The 16,933-nt window shown below is 65.1% G+C and carries 16 protein-coding genes, 1 tRNA gene and 3 pseudogenes; 13 read left to right on the top strand and 7 right to left on the bottom strand.

Annotation, left to right across the window (positions count from 1 at the left end; genetic code table 11):
- The first annotated feature begins 46 nt into the window (after positions 1–46).
- Both NHF48_RS20400 and NHF48_RS20405 read left to right on the top strand, forming a co-directional pair.
- Positions 47–900: pseudogene (locus NHF48_RS20400) on the top strand (tyrosine-type recombinase/integrase).
- Positions 901–931: 31 nt separating this feature from the next.
- Positions 932–1,879 (top strand): acetyl-CoA carboxylase carboxyltransferase subunit alpha, encoded by a 948-nt coding sequence (locus tag NHF48_RS20405; protein WP_253072144.1) that lies wholly within the window; start codon positions 932–934, stop codon positions 1,877–1,879.
- Between the two features lie 100 nt (positions 1,880–1,979).
- On the opposite strand, the gene NHF48_RS20410 is transcribed toward NHF48_RS20405, so the two are convergent.
- Together NHF48_RS20410 and NHF48_RS20415 are read right to left on the bottom strand one after the other, a co-directional pair.
- A complete protein-coding gene (locus NHF48_RS20410; RefSeq protein WP_253072145.1) occupies positions 1,980–2,153 on the bottom strand; it encodes a Flp family type IVb pilin in 174 nt (57 codons plus the stop codon).
- A gap of 126 nt (positions 2,154–2,279) precedes the next feature.
- Entirely contained in the window at positions 2,280–2,432 is a 153-nt protein-coding gene (locus NHF48_RS20415; protein ID WP_446741183.1) for a Flp family type IVb pilin, read from the bottom strand.
- 83 nt (positions 2,433–2,515) lie between these two features.
- Here NHF48_RS20415 and NHF48_RS20420 point away from each other — a divergent pair, with 83 nt between their 5' ends.
- The gene (locus NHF48_RS20420; RefSeq protein ID WP_446741184.1) at positions 2,516–2,956 is read left to right on the top strand and encodes a (deoxy)nucleoside triphosphate pyrophosphohydrolase; all 441 of its coding nucleotides are present in this window, start codon (positions 2,516–2,518) and stop codon (positions 2,954–2,956) included.
- 378 nt (positions 2,957–3,334) lie between these two features.
- Here the strand turns inward: NHF48_RS20420 and NHF48_RS20425 are convergent, their stop codons facing one another.
- Positions 3,335–3,793 carry a hypothetical protein gene (locus NHF48_RS20425; protein WP_253072146.1) on the bottom strand — a complete coding sequence of 153 codons (459 nt, stop codon included), beginning with the start codon at positions 3,791–3,793 and terminating at the stop codon, positions 3,335–3,337.
- A gap of 139 nt (positions 3,794–3,932) precedes the next feature.
- On the opposite strand from NHF48_RS20425, the gene NHF48_RS20430 reads away from it, so the two are divergent.
- The 4 genes from NHF48_RS20430 to NHF48_RS20445 all read left to right on the top strand — a co-directional run bounded on the left by NHF48_RS20430 (position 3,933) and on the right by NHF48_RS20445 (position 5,329).
- Positions 3,933–4,337 (top strand): BLUF domain-containing protein, encoded by a 405-nt coding sequence (locus tag NHF48_RS20430; protein WP_253072147.1) that lies wholly within the window; start codon positions 3,933–3,935, stop codon positions 4,335–4,337.
- A gap of 139 nt (positions 4,338–4,476) precedes the next feature.
- A complete protein-coding gene (locus tag NHF48_RS20435; protein ID WP_253072148.1) occupies positions 4,477–4,668 on the top strand; it encodes a hypothetical protein in 192 nt (63 codons plus the stop codon).
- The gene (locus tag NHF48_RS20440) at positions 4,668–4,895 is read left to right on the top strand and encodes a hypothetical protein (protein ID WP_263816998.1); all 228 of its coding nucleotides are present in this window, start codon (positions 4,668–4,670) and stop codon (positions 4,893–4,895) included. Before NHF48_RS20435 ends, NHF48_RS20440 begins: the two co-directional genes overlap by 1 nt.
- Positions 4,896–5,092: 197 nt before the next feature.
- On the top strand, positions 5,093–5,329 hold the full coding sequence (locus tag NHF48_RS20445; RefSeq protein WP_253072150.1) for a hypothetical protein: 237 nt from the start codon (positions 5,093–5,095) through the stop codon (positions 5,327–5,329).
- A gap of 204 nt (positions 5,330–5,533) precedes the next feature.
- Here the strand turns inward: NHF48_RS20445 and NHF48_RS20450 are convergent, their stop codons facing one another.
- The 3 genes from NHF48_RS20450 to NHF48_RS20460 form a co-directional block, all read right to left on the bottom strand.
- The gene (locus NHF48_RS20450) at positions 5,534–5,713 is read right to left on the bottom strand and encodes a hypothetical protein (protein WP_253072151.1); all 180 of its coding nucleotides are present in this window, start codon (positions 5,711–5,713) and stop codon (positions 5,534–5,536) included.
- On the bottom strand, positions 5,710–6,054 hold the full coding sequence (locus tag NHF48_RS20455) for a general stress protein (RefSeq protein WP_253072152.1): 345 nt from the start codon (positions 6,052–6,054) through the stop codon (positions 5,710–5,712). The genes NHF48_RS20450 and NHF48_RS20455 overlap by 4 nt, the downstream gene beginning before the upstream one ends.
- A 617-nt stretch (positions 6,055–6,671) precedes the next feature.
- Positions 6,672–6,745 (bottom strand) — tRNA-Cys (locus NHF48_RS20460).
- 318 nt (positions 6,746–7,063) lie between these two features.
- Here NHF48_RS20460 and NHF48_RS20465 point away from each other — a divergent pair.
- The 6 genes and pseudogenes from NHF48_RS20465 (at position 7,064) to NHF48_RS20490 (ending at position 15,997) form a co-directional block, all read left to right on the top strand.
- Entirely contained in the window at positions 7,064–7,999 is a 936-nt protein-coding gene (locus NHF48_RS20465) for a helix-turn-helix domain-containing protein (RefSeq protein WP_253072153.1), read from the top strand.
- Between the two features lie 343 nt (positions 8,000–8,342).
- Positions 8,343–8,996 carry a protein-L-isoaspartate O-methyltransferase family protein gene (locus NHF48_RS20470; RefSeq protein WP_253072502.1) on the top strand — a complete coding sequence of 218 codons (654 nt, stop codon included), beginning with the start codon at positions 8,343–8,345 and terminating at the stop codon, positions 8,994–8,996.
- Positions 8,997–9,006: 10 nt separating this feature from the next.
- Positions 9,007–10,536 carry a TolC family outer membrane protein gene (locus tag NHF48_RS20475; protein WP_253072154.1) on the top strand — a complete coding sequence of 510 codons (1,530 nt, stop codon included), beginning with the start codon at positions 9,007–9,009 and terminating at the stop codon, positions 10,534–10,536.
- A 327-nt stretch (positions 10,537–10,863) separates the two neighbouring features.
- Positions 10,864–11,148 carry a DUF2497 domain-containing protein gene (locus NHF48_RS20480; protein ID WP_253072155.1) on the top strand — a complete coding sequence of 95 codons (285 nt, stop codon included), beginning with the start codon at positions 10,864–10,866 and terminating at the stop codon, positions 11,146–11,148.
- A 67-nt stretch (positions 11,149–11,215) separates the two neighbouring features.
- Positions 11,216–14,010 (top strand): annotated as a pseudogene (locus NHF48_RS20485) (valine--tRNA ligase).
- 511 nt (positions 14,011–14,521) lie between these two features.
- The gene (locus NHF48_RS20490) at positions 14,522–15,997 is read left to right on the top strand and encodes an MATE family efflux transporter (protein ID WP_446741224.1); all 1,476 of its coding nucleotides are present in this window, start codon (positions 14,522–14,524) and stop codon (positions 15,995–15,997) included.
- Positions 15,998–16,160: 163 nt separating this feature from the next.
- Here NHF48_RS20490 and NHF48_RS20495 read toward each other — a convergent pair.
- A pseudogene (locus NHF48_RS20495) lies at positions 16,161–16,926 on the bottom strand (NYN domain-containing protein).
- Positions 16,927–16,933: the final 7 nt, after the last annotated feature.

The following is a 16,933-nucleotide window of genomic DNA, read 5'->3' on the forward strand; positions in this document are numbered from 1 at the left end:
CGTGAGCCACGCCAGCGATCGCGCGCTGATCGATCGGTTCCTCGAAATGATGACTGCGGAGGTCGGGGCCGCGGCGAACACGGTGGCGGCCTATCGCAGCGACCTGACGCTTGCCTCGCAGGCGCTGGAAGGTGGACTGAGCGACGCGAATGCGGACGCGCTGGCCAAGCTCGCGAGCGGGTGGTCGGCGTTGTCGCGCTCGACCGTGGGCCGAAAGTCCGCCTCGCTCCGCCGCTTCTTCGCGTTCCTTGCCGATGAAGGCCACCGTGCCGACGATCCCGGCAAGGCTCTACCCCGACCCGGCACAGCACGCACCTTGCCGAAGATACTCAGCCACGCCGACGTCGACCGCCTCTTCGCAGCGATCGCCGAGCGCGCCACCCGCGATCCGCTCGACCCTAACGATTTACGGTTATCCGCGTTGTTCGAGCTTCTCTACGGCTCGGGCTTGCGCGCGACAGAACTCGTCAGCCTGCCGCGCAACGCCGTTCACCCCGATCGCCCGTTCCTGATCCTGCGCGGCAAGGGCGGGCGCGAGCGGCTCGTCCCGATTTCCGACCGCGCGCGGGCTGCCGTTGCGGTCTGGCGCACCCACGTCGCGACCGATCGTCTCTGGCTGTTCCCCTCTGGCAAGGGCCATCTCTCGCGCATCCGCCTGTATCAACTCGTGAAGGCAATAGCTGCCGAGGCAGGCATCCCCCCGACCGCGTCAGCCCGCATGTGCTGCGTCACGCCTTCGCCACGCATCTGCTCGCGGGCGGTGCGGATCTGCGAGCACTGCAATCGATGCTCGGCCACGCCGATATCGCCACCACGGAGATCTACACGCACGTCGATTCGAGCCGCCTCGTCGAACTCGTCAACACGCGCCACCCGCTGGCGGATATGCCGCCGCGTTGACGCGGGCGCGCCCGCGCCGTAACCGCCGCTGATGCCAAGCTTCCTCGACTTCGAGAAACCGATCGCCGAACTCCAGGGCCGGATCGACGAACTCCGCGACACCGCCGCCGAAGGCAGCGTCGACCTCGCCACCGACATCGCCCGCTTGCAGGCGAAGTCCGACAAGCTGCTGAAGGACACGTTCGCTCGCCTGACCCCGTGGCAGAAGACGCAAGTCGCCCGCCATCCCGAGCGTCCGCACTTCAAGGATTACGTTGCCGCGCTGTTCGACGAGTTCGTGCCGCTCGCCGGCGACCGCGCCTTCGGCGACGACCAGGCGATCATCGGCGGCTTCGCGACCTTCCGCGGACGTAAGATCATGGTGCTCGGCCACGAGAAGGGTGATGATACCGCAAGCCGCCTCCGCCACAATTTCGGCATGGGCAAGCCCGAGGGGTACCGCAAGGCGATCCGCCTGGTGGAACTCGCCAACCGATTCGGCCTGCCGATCATCACGTTGGTCGACACCTCCGGCGCTTTCCCCGGTATCCAGGCCGAAGAGCGCGGCCAGGCGGAGGCGATCGCTCGCTCGACCGAAGCGTGCCTCAATGCGGGCGTGCCGATCGTCTCGGCGATCGTCGGCGAAGGTGGTTCGGGTGGCGCGGTCGCGCTCGCCGCGGGCAACCGCGTGCTGATGTTCGAACATGCGATCTATTCTGTGATCAGCCCCGAAGGCTGCGCCTCGATCCTGTGGCGCACCGCCGACAAGGCGCCCGAGGCCGCCGAAGCAATGCGGATCACCGCGCAGGACCTTAAATCGTTCGGCGTGATCGACGACATCGTGCCCGAGCCGCTGGGTGGCGCGCACCGCGACCGCGCGGCCGCGATCGAGTCGCTCGCCGACGCGCTGTCGTCTGCGCTCAGGGACCTTGCCCCGCTCACACCGAGCGAACTCCGCAAGGACCGCCAGGCCAAGTTCCTCAAAATGGGTCGTCTCTAAGCCACGCAGAAAGGGCGGCGGAACCGAGGTTCCGCCGCCCTTTCGACTCGCATGTCATGCTGGAGAGCGGTCGCGCATGCGCCGCTCTCCAGCGCGATGATTACTTGGCCGCGTTGTTCAGCGTCGTTGAGACGTTGGTGAACGTCGTCTTGAGGCTGGCGCCCAGGCCCTGCATCGCGGCGATCGCGGCAACGGCGATCAGCGCGGCGATCAGGCCGTATTCGATTGCGGTCGCACCCTTGGAATTCTTGAAAAACTTGCGGATCGTCTTCATTCCGGTCTCCATCGTTTCGATTGCGTCTGTGTCACCCGGCTGCACCGGACGGACCGGATCAGCGATTTGAGGGATACAAGTGGTTGGTTGAGAAAGGTTTAAGGTGGGCGCCGTTTCTTTTGCGGATCAGCGCGCGTTGGCGACCTTCGAGTTGACGTTGCCCCACATGCCCGTCGTCGTATCGGCGAGCGCGGTGAGACCGGCGATCATCGCGATCACGACCAGCGCGATGATGAGCCCGTATTCAATCGCGGTCGCCCCCCGTCTTTCGCGCAGCACGCGCGCGATCGTTCGGATGACGGCATGCGTCGCGACGGATATAGGGGCTCATGAATGCGGTCTAGTCGCGGGGAAATTAAGGAATGACCAACGATCCGTCCGTATCGGGACCGATGCCCGCTGCGTCGTTGCTGCTGCCCGTAGTAGCGGCCGCATTGGTCGATCTCGAAGGCCGCGTGCTTTTGCAACAACGTCCGGAAGGCAAGTCGCTCGCGGGTCTGTGGGAGTTCCCGGGTGGCAAGGTCGAGCCTGGCGAGACCCCCGAAGCGGCCCTCATCCGCGAACTCGAGGAGGAATTGGCGATCACGGTGCCGCACGCCTGCCTCGCGCCTGCCACGTTCGCCAGCGCGCCGCTCGGTGAACGCCATTTGCTGTTGTTGCTCTACATCACGCGCAAATGGACCGGCGTGCCGCGTGCGCTCGAAGCGACCGCGCTACGCTGGGTGAGGCCGAACGAGATGCACTCCCTGCCGATGCCGCCCGCCGATCGCCCGCTGATCGGTCTCTTGGATGCGCTGATCTGATTGTGTCGCGCCTTCGATAAGGGGCTCCGCCACAACGCGTTCAGATGTCTCGAACAATGCGCCCGACATGCCCGTCCGTTGGTTGATGGGCGGGTATGTCGGCTCGTCGTAATCTTTGGCTCGTCACCAAGGCGGGTCGGCATACTCCGTGTTCAAAAAAGCGCTTGATCCCGGACGCTTGCAGGCGCATGGAATCCGAGCCGGCTACGTCCCAAGACCGTATCCGGCCATCCGGACTGCGGCTCGCGCGTGTTATTCCCTTTTCTCGAGCGAGCCGTTTCCGTCGATGACGGAACGCCGAGCTCGAACGATCGGGTTCCATGCATCTACTTTGGTCCAACTACCGCGACGCACCGGCGGTTTTGACCCCCCGCGTTCTCACTGCACGGTCTGATCTCGTCGCACCATGGGACGCAATCTCACGCCCAGGCTGATAACCAGGGGCCAGAATATGGTGTTGCCGATATCCGAAAGCGTGTCGGCCCAGCGCATGCCGTAATTGAGGTAGTCGAGCGTTTCGTTGCCAAGTTCCGCCAGGACGACGACCAGCAAGGGGATGAGCGTCCCCAACGACCGGCCGCTGATGAGCCGCACGAGCATGAGGATGATGAGCCCGGCATGGATATGGAGGATCGCGTCGGGCAGGCCGGTGCCGTCTCCGATCCAGAGAATAAGCGAATGATACAGCGCGGGAATATCCATCGCCGGGCAACAGCCGAGATCGGCATCAAAAGCAAGGATGAGGCCATGCGACGCGTATCGTCTCGAGCCTGGCGTGATACCGAGAACAGCCATTCGCGCCGTGGTCGATACTCGATTTCTGTCGGCAGCGACCATGTCCGGTGGGTCGGATGACGGTGCGGGGGGCGGTGCTTCTACGGGCAAATGCGCTGATCTGTCCCGAACACACCGCCGCAATTCCCGTTTAATTTGACGTTTAGATTCGGCGGTTACGTCGGACTCGAAGGAGTTCGCGTTGATACGTCTCATCTACATCAGTACCGCCCGCTCCGAGCTATCGAAGGCCGAGCTTGAGGGTGTGCTGCGCGCGTCGCGGCGTAACAATGCGGCGGTCGGCGTGACGGGCTTGTTGGTTGTTGGCGGACGTCGGTTCCTGCAGGCGCTCGAAGGACCGGCGGATGCGGTTGTGCAGACATACGACCGTATCAAGGCCGACGGACGCCACTTCGCCGCCGTGACACTTGACAATCGCCCGATTGCCGAGCGCAGCTTTCCCGACTGGGCAATGGGCCATCAGCCTGGCAGACCCTTGCGCGGTGACGGTGCAGTTGCAGACGATGTGGCTAGGCTGATCGCGCCGATCGCCGATCCCACCATGCACGCGTATTTTGCGGAGTTCGCCAAGAAGCACGCCACCTGAAGCACTCGATGCCGGCGGCTTAAAATTGCATGCGCCGCGCCAAGCCATCGATCTCTAGGTCTGCCTTATCTACGATCCGTAGTCATGACGTGGCTCCGTACCGCCCGTTGTGCGTTTGAGCGCAACGGAGGAGACTGACATGGTAGCGAGAGAGAAGATTACGGACGGTGCGAACGAGCGCGCCATCGACGAACCGATTGCCGGCACGGCTCCGGGCATTCCCGATGACGCACTCTTGCCGGGCGAAGAGCTGCCGGAGGAGCCGAAAGACGAAGACGTAGCACGAGTCGCGCAGAAACTAGGCGCGCCAACGCCAATGGAGGCGTCATGATGTCCGACGACGCGACACAGACCCGCCAGCGCGAGATTGCCACGGAGCATCTGCTGTTCAAGCTCATGGAATATGTCGAAGCGCGGCACGCCGGGCTCCTCGACTTCATGGAACAGAGCCTCGACCACCTCGGCGATCCGGCGACCGACGGTACCAAGGACGACGAAGCCGTTCGCAAGATCGCAAAGGGCATGATTGCCGGCGCGCGCAAACAGGGTGTGAACTAGGCGCACGCTAAGTCGACTTGGGAGATGTCGGTCGCCCGTGCCGGGGGACCGCATCTCCGACCGCAGCTTCCTTTGGGCTTATCGGGTTGCCGGTCGTGGCCTGTATTTAGTTAAATCCGATCCAGTTTGTTTCGCAAGAACATTGCAGGAACATCAATCCGATGCGATGAGTGTTCCAACGATTCGAGGACACGATCATGGCCGAGTACGACAACGACCAGCAGGAGCCTAAGCCCGCGTTTGGCAAGTGGCTGCTGACGCAGCGCGACCGCGGCGATTGGGTCGACGGTATCGCCGACGCCGCGCGTGCGGATCGGACCTTTCCCAAGAACGGCGATCCGGAGGCCGTGCGCGCACATTTACGCAAGCAGCAGGCCGACGGTGACGCCTTCGCCGCGATCGACGATGCCGAGAGCGATTGGATGGCGGTCTAAACGGTGCTGGTCGTCATGCGGCGATTAGCGAGACCGTATCGGCGGCAGTATCGGATGGGGATTGTCGATACGTCAGGAGTTGGTCCGGGGGCGCAAGAATGCGTCTGGGGCAGGGTAGGATGACCGATCTATCAAGCGAAAACAGAAGGGGCGTCCCGTTATCGGAACGCCCCTTCAGCTGGACCGGCGTTGAAACGTCGGCGATTACGCCATCGAAACCTTCGTCCGCGTCGACGTGTGCCCACCCGAGCGATAGAGTACATCGGCAGCGTCTTCGGCGTTGATCCCGGCAGCGCTGGTATCGACGGAGACGAACACGCCACCCTCGTTGATACGGCCTTCATAGTAGCTGGCATCGACGCGGCTGACACCGTGATCGGTCATAACCTTCTCCAGCCCGCCAACGGCGCCACCGAGCGCCGCGCCCGTGATCGCAGCGCCTGGGATGGCCGCGGATGCAATCGCGCCAGCGGCAACGAGGGGGGCCGACTCCCGGAATGGCGAGGGGCTGCGATGCCGAGCAGCGTGCCGATCCCGGCGCCGGCCGCGACTTTGCCGACGAACTCCTGCGTGTCGCCGTTGCCGTCCGTGGTGGTGTTCTTGCCGTCATGCTGGGCAACGATGGAGATGGCGCTGTCGTTGATACCGGCTGCGCGAAGCTCGTCCACGGCGCGCTCGGCGTCTGCATGATTATCGAAAACCGCGGATACCAAGTTCGTGCTCATCATCAGTTCCAGTCGGGGACAGGTTGTAGATGAGCGTAGAAGCCGCATCGAAGGCCTAACGTTCCGGAAATTGAGAGTTAGCGGAACGTTAACTTCGAATGGTGCGGGAAAGGTGGCCGACAAGGATCGCGTCTGTGAGTCGCACGGATAGGGCAGAGGCAATCGCCGCCCATGGGGGTAAGGCGATTGCCGGCAGTGTGTCGAAGCCTATTGGTAACCGCCGTTTTCCTCACGCTCCTTGGCAGCGTCCTCCTGTACCTTTTCCATCTCCTCTGCCTCTTCGGCCGGGGTTGAGTCGTCGGTTTTCGGATCGTCGATCATGGTCATCTCCTTGCCAGTTCAACGCGCAGCCAAGCTTTTGGGCTCAGCCATAATGTCTGAAAGTCGCTCACGCTGCGGCACGAACAACAGGACAAACTTTGCGGTTCATTCAGACTGAGACGCCGCTGCGGACAATGCTCTGCTGGGGCAGCCGGTCCTGGGTGCCGGAGTCCGGGCATTTTAAAACGACAAGGGTCGTGACGTCGCTGTCCGGACGATCGCCCCCGCCACCAGGGTGGGGCCGGCATTTCTCGTTACGAAATCCTGGGCAGCCCGGGATCGAAACCGGCATTCACTGGAGGCCCGACCGGGAATCGAACCCGGGTGCGAGGATTTGCAGTCCTCTACGTCACCACTCCGCCATCGGGCCCCGATTGCGTGAAGGCGGCGCAAATGCTTCGTTTTTCCGCTGCGGTCAACCGGCAGTTGCGGTCCCCAGCGGAATAATCTGGTTTCCTCGACTCGCACGTCGCCGCAGGCGGTGAGCGTCGCGCGCTACCGCCCCCGGCCTCGTCCCTGGCCTCGTATCGTGACTCGCACACGTCAGCGTCTTTGCTTAGGGTTAAGTGCAAGGACGTTAATGGCTTTAGGGGCGGGCGCTTGAAGACGGACAGGATTGCGGGCGGCACGAATACGACGGGTGTCGATGACGAGGTGTTCGCGATGCCGTCGGGCATGGCAATCCGGTATGACCGGCCCGCAGCCGCGCCTCGCCGACTATATCACCGGCTATCACGTCTATCGAACCGACACGGGTAGCGAAGCAGGGCAGGTCGACTGGTTCCTGCCGGCGACCGCCAACGTGCGGATCGCGATCGACGCCGGGCCGATCGCGGTTTCGATCGGCCGGCGGACCTATGATCCGCTGCCCGTGGCGAGCCTGTTCGGGCCCACCAACCAGGCGTTGAAGGCGGTGACGCATGGCGGCGTGATGATCGGCTTCGGGATCAGCGCGCTGGGATGGGCACGATTGTTCCGGCGATCGGCCGGCGACTTCCGCAACCGCATCGTGCCGCTGGAAGACGTGCTCGGGAAGGCCTTCACACGCGATCTGGTAGCGGGCTTGCAGGGCGCGCCGGATGATGCCGCCGTCGCGCCCATCCTAGATTCGATGTTGCTCGCGCGGCTGGGGCCGCCGCATGCCGATGCGCCGCAGATCCGGCAGTTGATGGAGATACTCGCGACCGACGGCCCGACCGACATCGCGTCCGCCGCTGCACAACTCGACATCCCGACGCACGCGCTGCGCCGCCTGTCGGTGCGCCATTTCGGGTTCCCGCCCAAGATGCTCCTCTTGCGCGCACGGTTCCTGCGGTCGTTCGTCCGGTTGATGATGGCCGGCGGCGAGGCGGACTATTCGACGATCGACCGCTCCTATTTCGATGCTTCCCATTTCCTGCGCGATTCGGCGACCTTTTTGGGAATGACCCCGCGGCGTTTCATGGCGCTGACCAAGCCGTTCCTGAAGGCAAGCCTGCGGGCGCGGAATGCAGTGCTGGGATCGCCGACGCAGGTGCTGCACGACATCGAAAAGGCGCCGGCCCGCGATGCGCTACCGCGCGACTCGAGCCGCACGACGCAACAGCGGGTCATTTCGCGGGACGGTTCCGCGATCGGGTGCTAAAGACGGGCGCAGAGGTGTTGCCGGGATTTCTCGTGCGCCCTCGACGCCCCGTTCGCGGCATCTCGGTGTCACACGGGCGGGCGGGGCGTCTCCCGGTCCCCCGCAGGCCCGTTGCCGACGCCCGTGTGAATCGTGGCGAAATCCGACCAACCGATGCTTGGCGTTGCCGCGCCCACGCGATAACAGACGGACCATATCCGGCCGCGCGATATCGGAGCGATCCGAAACAAGTGTATTGCGTGGCTAAAACAGTTGTGCGACAGGATGCGCCATGACGACGACGACTCTCGATACTCCTTCGCTCGCAGCCGATACCCATGAGATCGGCGGGACTACCGTGTCCATGGCTCCCGCAACGTTCGACACGATGCGTCACGCGATGGTGGCGAGCCAGTTGCGCACCAACGCGGTCAACGACCAGCGCGTCGTCGCGGCGATGGCACGCGTGCCGCGCGAGGCGTTCATGCCCGCCGACGTCCGCGCACTCGCATACCGCGACGCGACGATCCCGCTGGGACGCGGACGCTACGCCAACCTGCCGATGGCGACCGGCCGTTTGCTCACCGAAGCCTATCTGACCGCGACCGACCGCGTCCTGCTGATCGGTGCCGCGACCGGCTATACCGCGGCGGTGCTGGCCGAGATCGTCGGATCGGTCGTCGCGGTCGAGAGCGATCCTGCCTTGCTGGCGATCGCCCGCGAGGCACTCGCCGGGACCGGTAATGTCGAACTCGTCGAGGCACCGATGCAAGACGGCCACGCCGCCGGCGCGCCCTATGACGTGCTGATCGTCGATGGCGCGGTCGAGACCGTGCCCGACGCGTTGATCACGCAGGTCAAGTCGGGTGGCCGTGTGACCGCAGGAATCGCCGAGCGCGGACTGACCCGGCTCGCATCGGGCCGCAAGACCGATGGCGGGTTTGCGCTGTCGGCGTTCGTCGATGTCGAATGCGTGAGCTTGCCTGGCTTCGACGCCCCCAAACCCTTCCGGTTCTGAGCAGAAAACCATGGCCCGCGCCGCACTTCTCCGCAGTCTGCTCCTGAGTGTTGCGCTGACGTATAGCGCTGCACCACTCCAAGCGGAGACGCTGCGGGAGGCGCTGGTCAAGGCGTACAACACCAACCCGACGATCACGGCACAGCGCGCTACCCTGCGCGCGACGGATGAGAACGTGCCGATCGCCCGCGCGGCGGGGCTGCCGTCGGCTAACGCGACCGGCGATCTCACCGAATTCCTCGTCACCGGCCAAAACAACTTCCTCGCGCCGCCGCGTCAGGGCGTTGCGCGAGCGAACGTGTCGGTGCCGCTGTACCAGGGTGGGCAGGTCCGCAATTCGGTTGCCGCGGCAAAGACTCGTGTCGAGGGTGGCCGCGCGACGTTGCGGAGTACCGAAGCCGATTTGTTCACCAACGTCGTCGCGGCATACATGGACGTGATCCGCGACGAGGCGATCGTTGGCTTGAACACGCAGAACGTCCGCGTTCTCGACGTCAACCTTCAGGCCAGCCGCGACCGTTTCCAGGTCGGCGACCTGACCCGCACCGACGTGGCCCAGTCCGAAGCACGCCTCGCGCTTGCCCGCGCGCAGCTTCAGTCCGCACAAGCCAATCTGATATCCAGCCGCGAAAGCTATATCCAGTTGGTCGGGACGCCGCCGGGCACGCTCGACACCCCGCCGACGCTGCCGCATCTGCCCGACAGTCCGGCCTCGGCCGTGACCGTCGCGATCGACAACAACCCGGTGCTGATCGCCGCCGCCAAGGAGCGGGACGCGAGCCGCTACGACGTCGGGGTCGCCCGCGCGAGCCGGCTTCCGCAGATCAGTGCGGTCGGGGGCGCGAGCTACACCAACTATCTCGGCTCGATCGCGTCGGTGCCCGGCGGCGTCAACGGCATTCCCAACGCCAATAAGGCGGTGCAGGCCGGGCTGTCGCTGACCCTGCCGCTGTTCCAGGGCGGGCGTCCCGCCGCGCAGGTTCGCCAGGCCGAGGCGTTCCAGTCGCGCGCGATCGAGAACGTCGCCGCAGCCGAGCGCAACGTGATCGCCCAGGCGCGTTCCGCCTATGCTTTCTGGCGCTCGTCGGAGCAGGTGATCCAGTCGTCGGAGACCGCGGTGAATGCGAACAAGCTCAGCCTCGAAGGCGTTCGCGCCGAGAATAGCGTCGGCACGCGCACGATCCTCGACATCCTCAACGCCGAGCAGGAATTGCTCAACAGCCAGGTCACGCTCGTGACCGCGCGGCGCGATGCGTATGTCGCGGGCTTCGCGCTGCTGGCCGCGATGGGCCAGGCCGAGGCGCGCGACCTCGGGCTCGACGGTGGGGTGCTGTACGACCCGGTCGCGAACTACAACCGCGTCCGCCGCAAGATCTGGGATTTCGGCGGCGACGGCGAGCCCGTGCCGGTCGCGACCCGCACCGCGCAGTCGCCCGCGCAGAACGCCACGGTCCAGGCGCAGTACGACCCGTTGCTCGATACGCCGGTTGACAGGAACCCCGCCTTGACGACAGGTAAGGACGCGCCGAGCCGCCAATAGGGGCGCGCGGGGCTACGGGGTTTGGGATGGTCCGGATGGGGGATGTCAACGGCGAGCCGTCGATGGAGGAAATCCTCTCTTCGATCAAACGCATCATTGCGGAAGAGGGCGATACGCCCGGCCGTTCGCGTCGGCCTTCGCGCGCAACGTCCGCGCCGGTCGATCTCGATCCCGCCTATTTCGACGGCGACCATGACGACGATGAGATTCTCGAACTGAGCGACCCCATGCCCGATCGTACGCCGCGCCCGCCCAAGTCCCCGGTGCTCAATGCTGCCGATACCCCGCCCGAGCCACGCCACGCCGCGCCGCAAATGGCCCCCCCAGATGACATCGCCAAAGCCCGCGCCGAGTGCCAAGCCGCAGCCGGCCATCGACGCGGCGGCCGAGCCGATCGTCTCGCGCCACACCGCCGCTGCAACGCGCGCGCCGCTCGAGGCGTTGACGCGGATGATGGTAAAACCCGAGACAGGCAATGACGGCACGCTCGAGGGCCTGGTGCGCGAAATGCTCCGTCCGATGCTGCGCGAATGGATCGACGCCAACCTTCCCAACATGGTCGAGGACATGGTCTCGCGCGAGATCGCCAAGATCATGAACCAGCAGCCCTAGGCTCACAAGTCACGGGCGCGGACGCGAGGCTGGTTTCCTCGCGTCGCGCTCGCTAAGGCCTCGGCGCATGAGCGAGCTTCCCAAAACCTTCGACCCGGCCTCCATCGAATCGCGCTGGTATGCGCATTGGGAGGCGAGCGGCCAGTTCCGCCCCGACCGTCCGAACGCCGAGCCGTGGACGATCGTCAACCCGCCGCCTAACGTTACGGGCTCGCTGCACATCGGCCACGCGCTCGATAACGCGCTGCAGGACATCCTCACGCGTCACGCCCGCCTGAAGGGCAAGGATGCATTGTGGGTGGTCGGCACCGATCACGCGGGCATCGCCACGCAGATGGTCGTCGAGCGCCAGATGGGTGCGCTGACCCCGCCGCAGAAGCGCACCGATCTCACGCGCGAGGAGTTCGTCGCGAAGGTCTGGGCGTGGAAGGAAGAGAGCGGCGGCGAGATCACGCAGCAACTCCGCCGGCTCGGCTGCTCGATGGACTGGGCGAACGAGCGCTTCACGATGGACGAGGGCTTTTCGAAGGCCGTCCTGAAGGTGTTCGTCGACCTCCACAAACAGGGGCTCCTCTACCGCGACAAGCGCCTGGTGAACTGGGACCCAGGTCTCGGCACCGCGATCAGCGACCTTGAGGTTGAGACGCGCGAGATCAAGGGCAGCTTCTGGCATCTGCGCTATCCGCTTGAAGACGGATCGGGGTTCATCGAGGTCGCGACCACGCGGCCCGAGACGATGCTCGCCGACATGGCGGTGGCGGTGAACGCCTCCGACGCGCGCTACACCGCGTTGATCGGCAAGCAGGTGAAGCTGCCGATCACCGGCCGTTTGATCCCGATCATCGCCGACGACCATGCCGATCCGGAACTCGGGTCGGGCGCGGTGAAGATCACGCCGGGCCACGACTTCAACGATTTCGAGGTCGGCAAGCGGGCAGGGATGGCCGCGGGGTCGATGCTCAACATGCTCGATGCCAAGGCGCGCGTCGTGCAGGTGTCCGATGGGCTAATCCCCGCCGACCTGCTTGGATTGACGACCGCCGAGGCACGCAAGGCAGTCGTCGCGCGTTTAAAGGCCGAAGGCTTCCTGATCGCGCACGTCGACAAGGACGGCGAAGAGCACGACGCCGAGCCGCGCACGATCCAGACCCCGTATGGCGACCGTTCGGGCGTGGTGATCGAGCCGTGGCTGACCGACCAATGGTATGTCGACGCGAAGACGCTCGCGCAGCCGGCGATCGAGGCGGTGCGCACCGGCGCGATCGATATCGTGCCCAAGACGTGGGAGAAGACGTTCTTCAATTGGATGGACAACATCCAGCCCTGGTGCGTGTCGCGGCAATTGTGGTGGGGGCACCAGATTCCGGCATGGTTCGGCCCGGATGGTACGCCGTATGTCGCCGAAACCGAGGCGGAAGCGCAGGCCTTAGCAGGCGAGGGCGTGAGCCTTACGCGCGATCCCGACGTGCTCGACACCTGGTTCTCCAGCGCCCTTTGGCCCTTCGCCACGCTCGGCTGGCCTGAGGAAGGTGCCGTTCCCTCTCCCCCTCCGGGGGAGAGGGCCAGGGTGAGGGGCAGCCAAGCAGCGCAGCACCCGGCACGACCCCTCATTCCGACCCTCTCCCCGGAGGGGAGAGGGAGCAGAAGCAGTTGAGCGGACGCTATCCGAACGACGTGCTCATTTCCGGCTTCGACATCCTGTTCTTCTGGAACGCGCGGATGATGATGCAGGGGCTGCACTTCATGAAGGACGTGCCGTTCCGCACGCTCTACCTCCACGGCCTCGTCCGTGCGGCGGACGGTGCGAAGATGTCGAAGTCGAAGGGCAACGTCGTCAACCCGCTCGGCCTGATCGATACCTACGGCGCCGACGCGCTACGCTTCTTCATGGCGGCGATGGAGAGCCAAGGCCGCGACATCAAGATGGATGAGAAGCGCGTCGAGGGCTATCGCAACTTCGCTACCAAGCTGTGGAACGCCGCCCGGTTCGCGCAGGCCAACGGGATCGTCGCCAGCACGACGCTGGAGGCACCGCGCGCGGAACTGGCCGTCAACAAATGGATCATCGCCGAGACGATCGCGACCGTCCAGACGGTCGACCTCGCGCTCGCCGACTACCGCTTCGACGGCGCTGCCAACGCGATCTACCAGTTCGCGTGGAGCCGGTTCTGCGACTGGTATCTCGAACTGATCAAGCCGCAGATGGTCGGCGATGAGCGCGGTGTCATCGATGCCGAGTCGAAGGCGGTCGCGGGCTGGGTGCTCGACCAGATCCTGGTCCTGCTCCACCCGTTCATGCCGTTCATCACCGAGGAACTCTGGCACGCGATGGGCCCGCGTGATCACGACCTGATCGTCGCGAAATGGCCAATGGCGGACGCGCGCGCGCTCGATCCCGAGGCGAGCAAGGAAGTCGACTGGCTGATCCGTCTGGTTCAGGAAATCCGCACCGCGCGGAATGAGTTGAACGTGCCCCCGGGCGCACGCCTGCCGCTCCACGTCCGCGATGCGAATGCGACGACCTTGGCGCGGCTCGAACGCCAGGCACCTGCGCTCGCGCGTCTCGCCCGCGTTACGCATGCCGACGGCGAAGCCACCGGCGGCGCGGCGCAGGTCGTGGTCGACGAAGCGACGTTCGTCCTGCCTTTGGAAGGCGTCATCGACCTCGACTCCGAACGCGCCCGCCTGACCAAGGCGATCGCGGCGGCGGAGAAGGAGCGCGACGCGTTGTCCGGCCGCCTGAGCAACGCCAGCTTCGTCGAACGCGCCAAGCCCGAAGCGGTGGAAAAGGCCAAGGCCGACCACGCCGACAAGGCCGCCGAAGCTGCTCGCCTGCAAGCGGCGCTCGGACGCCTGGGCTAACCTGCTCCCTTCCCGCTTGCGGGAGGGGTTGGGGAGGGGCGTGGCCCAAGAAGCCGGACGCCAGTACGTACGTCGTGCCCTCCCCTGACCCCTCCCGCAAGCGGGAGGGGAATGCGTAGTGTAATTCGGTCTTACTCAAACCGAACACCCGTCACTCCAGCGAAAGCCGGGGTATCCCCGTTGGAAAGCGCATCGGCCACCCGATAGTCTGGAGACGCCAGCTTTCGCTGGGGTGACGGTTTGAGGCGGGGTGGCTCTGCCGTGCAGAGTATCCGACCACCTTCTTGTTCTCCCGCGAAGGCGGGAGTCCAGACTGGGTCCCCGCCTCCGCGGGGAAACACGGCCCGCTTGGTTCGCGTACGGGACCTACCGGCTTGTTCCGGAGTTCACTCCGCGGCTAGGCACTCGACATGACAGGGCGCCTGCCCGTTCGCCGGTATATGCCGGACCGAGTTCGGCCTGACGGAGAGACTGTGTGAGCGACCTTCCATCCGACATCGAGACCGGCTCCATTCACCGCGACGCCTCTAGCCCGAATGCCGATCCCCCCCGCGGAAAGCCGGGCCAGCGCGACCTCACCACCGGGCACATCGGTCGCACCCTGCTCGCCTTCGCGCTGCCGACACTTGGCTCGAACATTCTCCAGTCGCTCAACGGCTCGATCAACGCGATCTGGGTCGGTCGCTACCTCGGCGAGGGCGCACTCGCCGCGACGTCGAACGCGAACATCATCATGTTCCTCACCTTCGGCGCGGTGTTCGGCTTCGGCATGGCGGCGACGATCCTGGTCGGCCAGAGCTTCGGCCGCCATGATCTGGAGGGTGCACGCCGGGCGTTCGGCTCCGCGGTAGGCCTGGTCCTCGGCGGAGCGATCGTGATCGCCGCGCTTGGCTGGGTGTTCGCACCCGAGATCCTGCATCTGCTTGCTACCCCCGGCGACGCGATGCCGCTCGCGCTTGCCTATCTGCGCGTGATCTTCCTTGGGCTGCCTGCGTCGATGATGATGGTCCTCCTCATGATGGGGCTGCGCGGCACCGGCGATTCGATGACGCCGCTCTGGTTCATGCTGCTCAGCGCGATCCTCGACAGCGGGCTCAACCCGTTGCTGATCGCCGGTATCGGACCGTTCCCGCAGATGGGGATCGCGGGCTCGGCGATGGCGACGCTGGTCGCGAGCCACGTTTCGCTGCTCGGGCTGATCGTCTACATCTACAAGCGCGACCTGCCATTGCGGCTCCGCGGCAACGAACTCCGCTACCTGATCCCCGAGCGCGCGCTGACCGGCACGATCGTGCGGAAAGGCCTGCCGATGGGCGCGCAGATGCTCGTCATGTCGACCGCGGGGCTAGCGATGGTCGGGCTGGTCAACCGGCTCGGCGTCGACACCGCTGCGGCCTATGCGGTGTCGCAACAGCTCTGGACCTATATCCAGATGCCCGCGCTGGCGATCGGCGCGGCGGTCAGTTCGATGGCCGCGCAGAATATCGGCGCGGGGCGGTGGGACCGGGTCGGCGACATCACGAAGTACGGCCTGCTCTTCAACATCGCGCTGACCGGCGCGATGGTTGGCGTGGTGATCCTGTTCGATCGCCCGGTGATGACGCTGTTTATCGGTGGCGCGAGCCCCGCGCTGCCGATCGCACGACATATCCAGCTGATCGCGAGCTGGAATTTCATCCTGTTCGGCATGACGATGGTGCTGTTCTCGACCGTCCGCGCGAACGGCGCGGTGATCGCGCCGTTGATCGCGCTGATCGTCGCGCTGTATCCGGTGCGGATCGGCTTTGCGTTGCTGGCGAAGCCGTGGCTTGGGGCGGATGCGCTGTGGTGGAGCTTTCCGCTGGGGTCGTTCACGACGCTGGCGATTGCCGCGTGGTATTATCGCTATGGCAATTGGCGCAAGGGTGCGCTGGTAGTGCCCGACGACAGCGAGGAACAGGCGCACGGGATGAGCGAGCCGGGCGGGCGGTTGCAGCCTACGGGGTGAGTCCGAAATTTGGCCTCGCTAGATCAAAGCCACCTCCCCGGCGGAGGCCGGGGTCCAGTTGGAAAGGTCGCAGTAACTAAGCGCGGCGCTCAGTTAGCAACGTCCCCCAACTGGGCCCCGGCCTTCGCCGGGGAGGTGCACCTTCTTGTTAAGTGCGAAGTGTTTACCGCAAGCGCTTCACGAAAGACCGCCCACCTTCGCGGCGCTCGTGCTGGAAATTCGGGATCGTCTCGATCAGGTCCGACAGCCGATTGAAGCCGTAATTTCGCGCATCGAAGCTCGATCGGTTACCCGCCAGCTGGCCGAGTTCGGCGACGCTGGCATACCCCCTTCTCGTCGCGCTTCACCGCGTTGTACGCGTCGATCAGCAGCTTGATCACCTGCTCGTCGATCGGTTGTGCCGTCTTAGGCCGCGCGACCGGCGCCGGGGTAGCGGGCTTCTCGCCAGCCACCGAAGCAGGCGCCGGCACCTGCATCGGCTGCGACGTCTCGTTCAGCGCGCCGACGTCGATGAACCGCGTGCACGCCTGCCGAAACCCTTCCGGCGTGCGGCTCGTGCCGAAGCCGTACACCGGGATGCCGTCCTGGCGGATGCGCGTCGCAAGCGGCATGAAATCGCTGTCCGACGACATGATCCCGAAGCCGTCGATGCGCCCGCGGAACAGCAGGTCCATCGCGTCGATCGTCATCTTCATGTCGGTCGCGTTCTTGCCTTTGGTCAAGTCGAACTGCTGCTGCGGCTCGATGCCGTGCTTGATCGACATGTCGCTCCACGCCTTCAGCGCGGGCTTCGACCAGTTGCCATAGACCCGTCGGACGTTGACCGTGCCGAGTTCGGCAAGGACGGTCAGCACCGGGTCGAGGGTCGCCGCGGACGCATTGTCCGCGTCGATCAGGAGGGCGACGTTGCGCGTTGTGGTATCGATCATGCGTTAG

Origin of the sequence: Sphingomonas sp. H160509 (assembly GCF_024124765.2) — a bacterium.
Lineage (GTDB): Bacteria > Pseudomonadota > Alphaproteobacteria > Sphingomonadales > Sphingomonadaceae > Sphingomonas.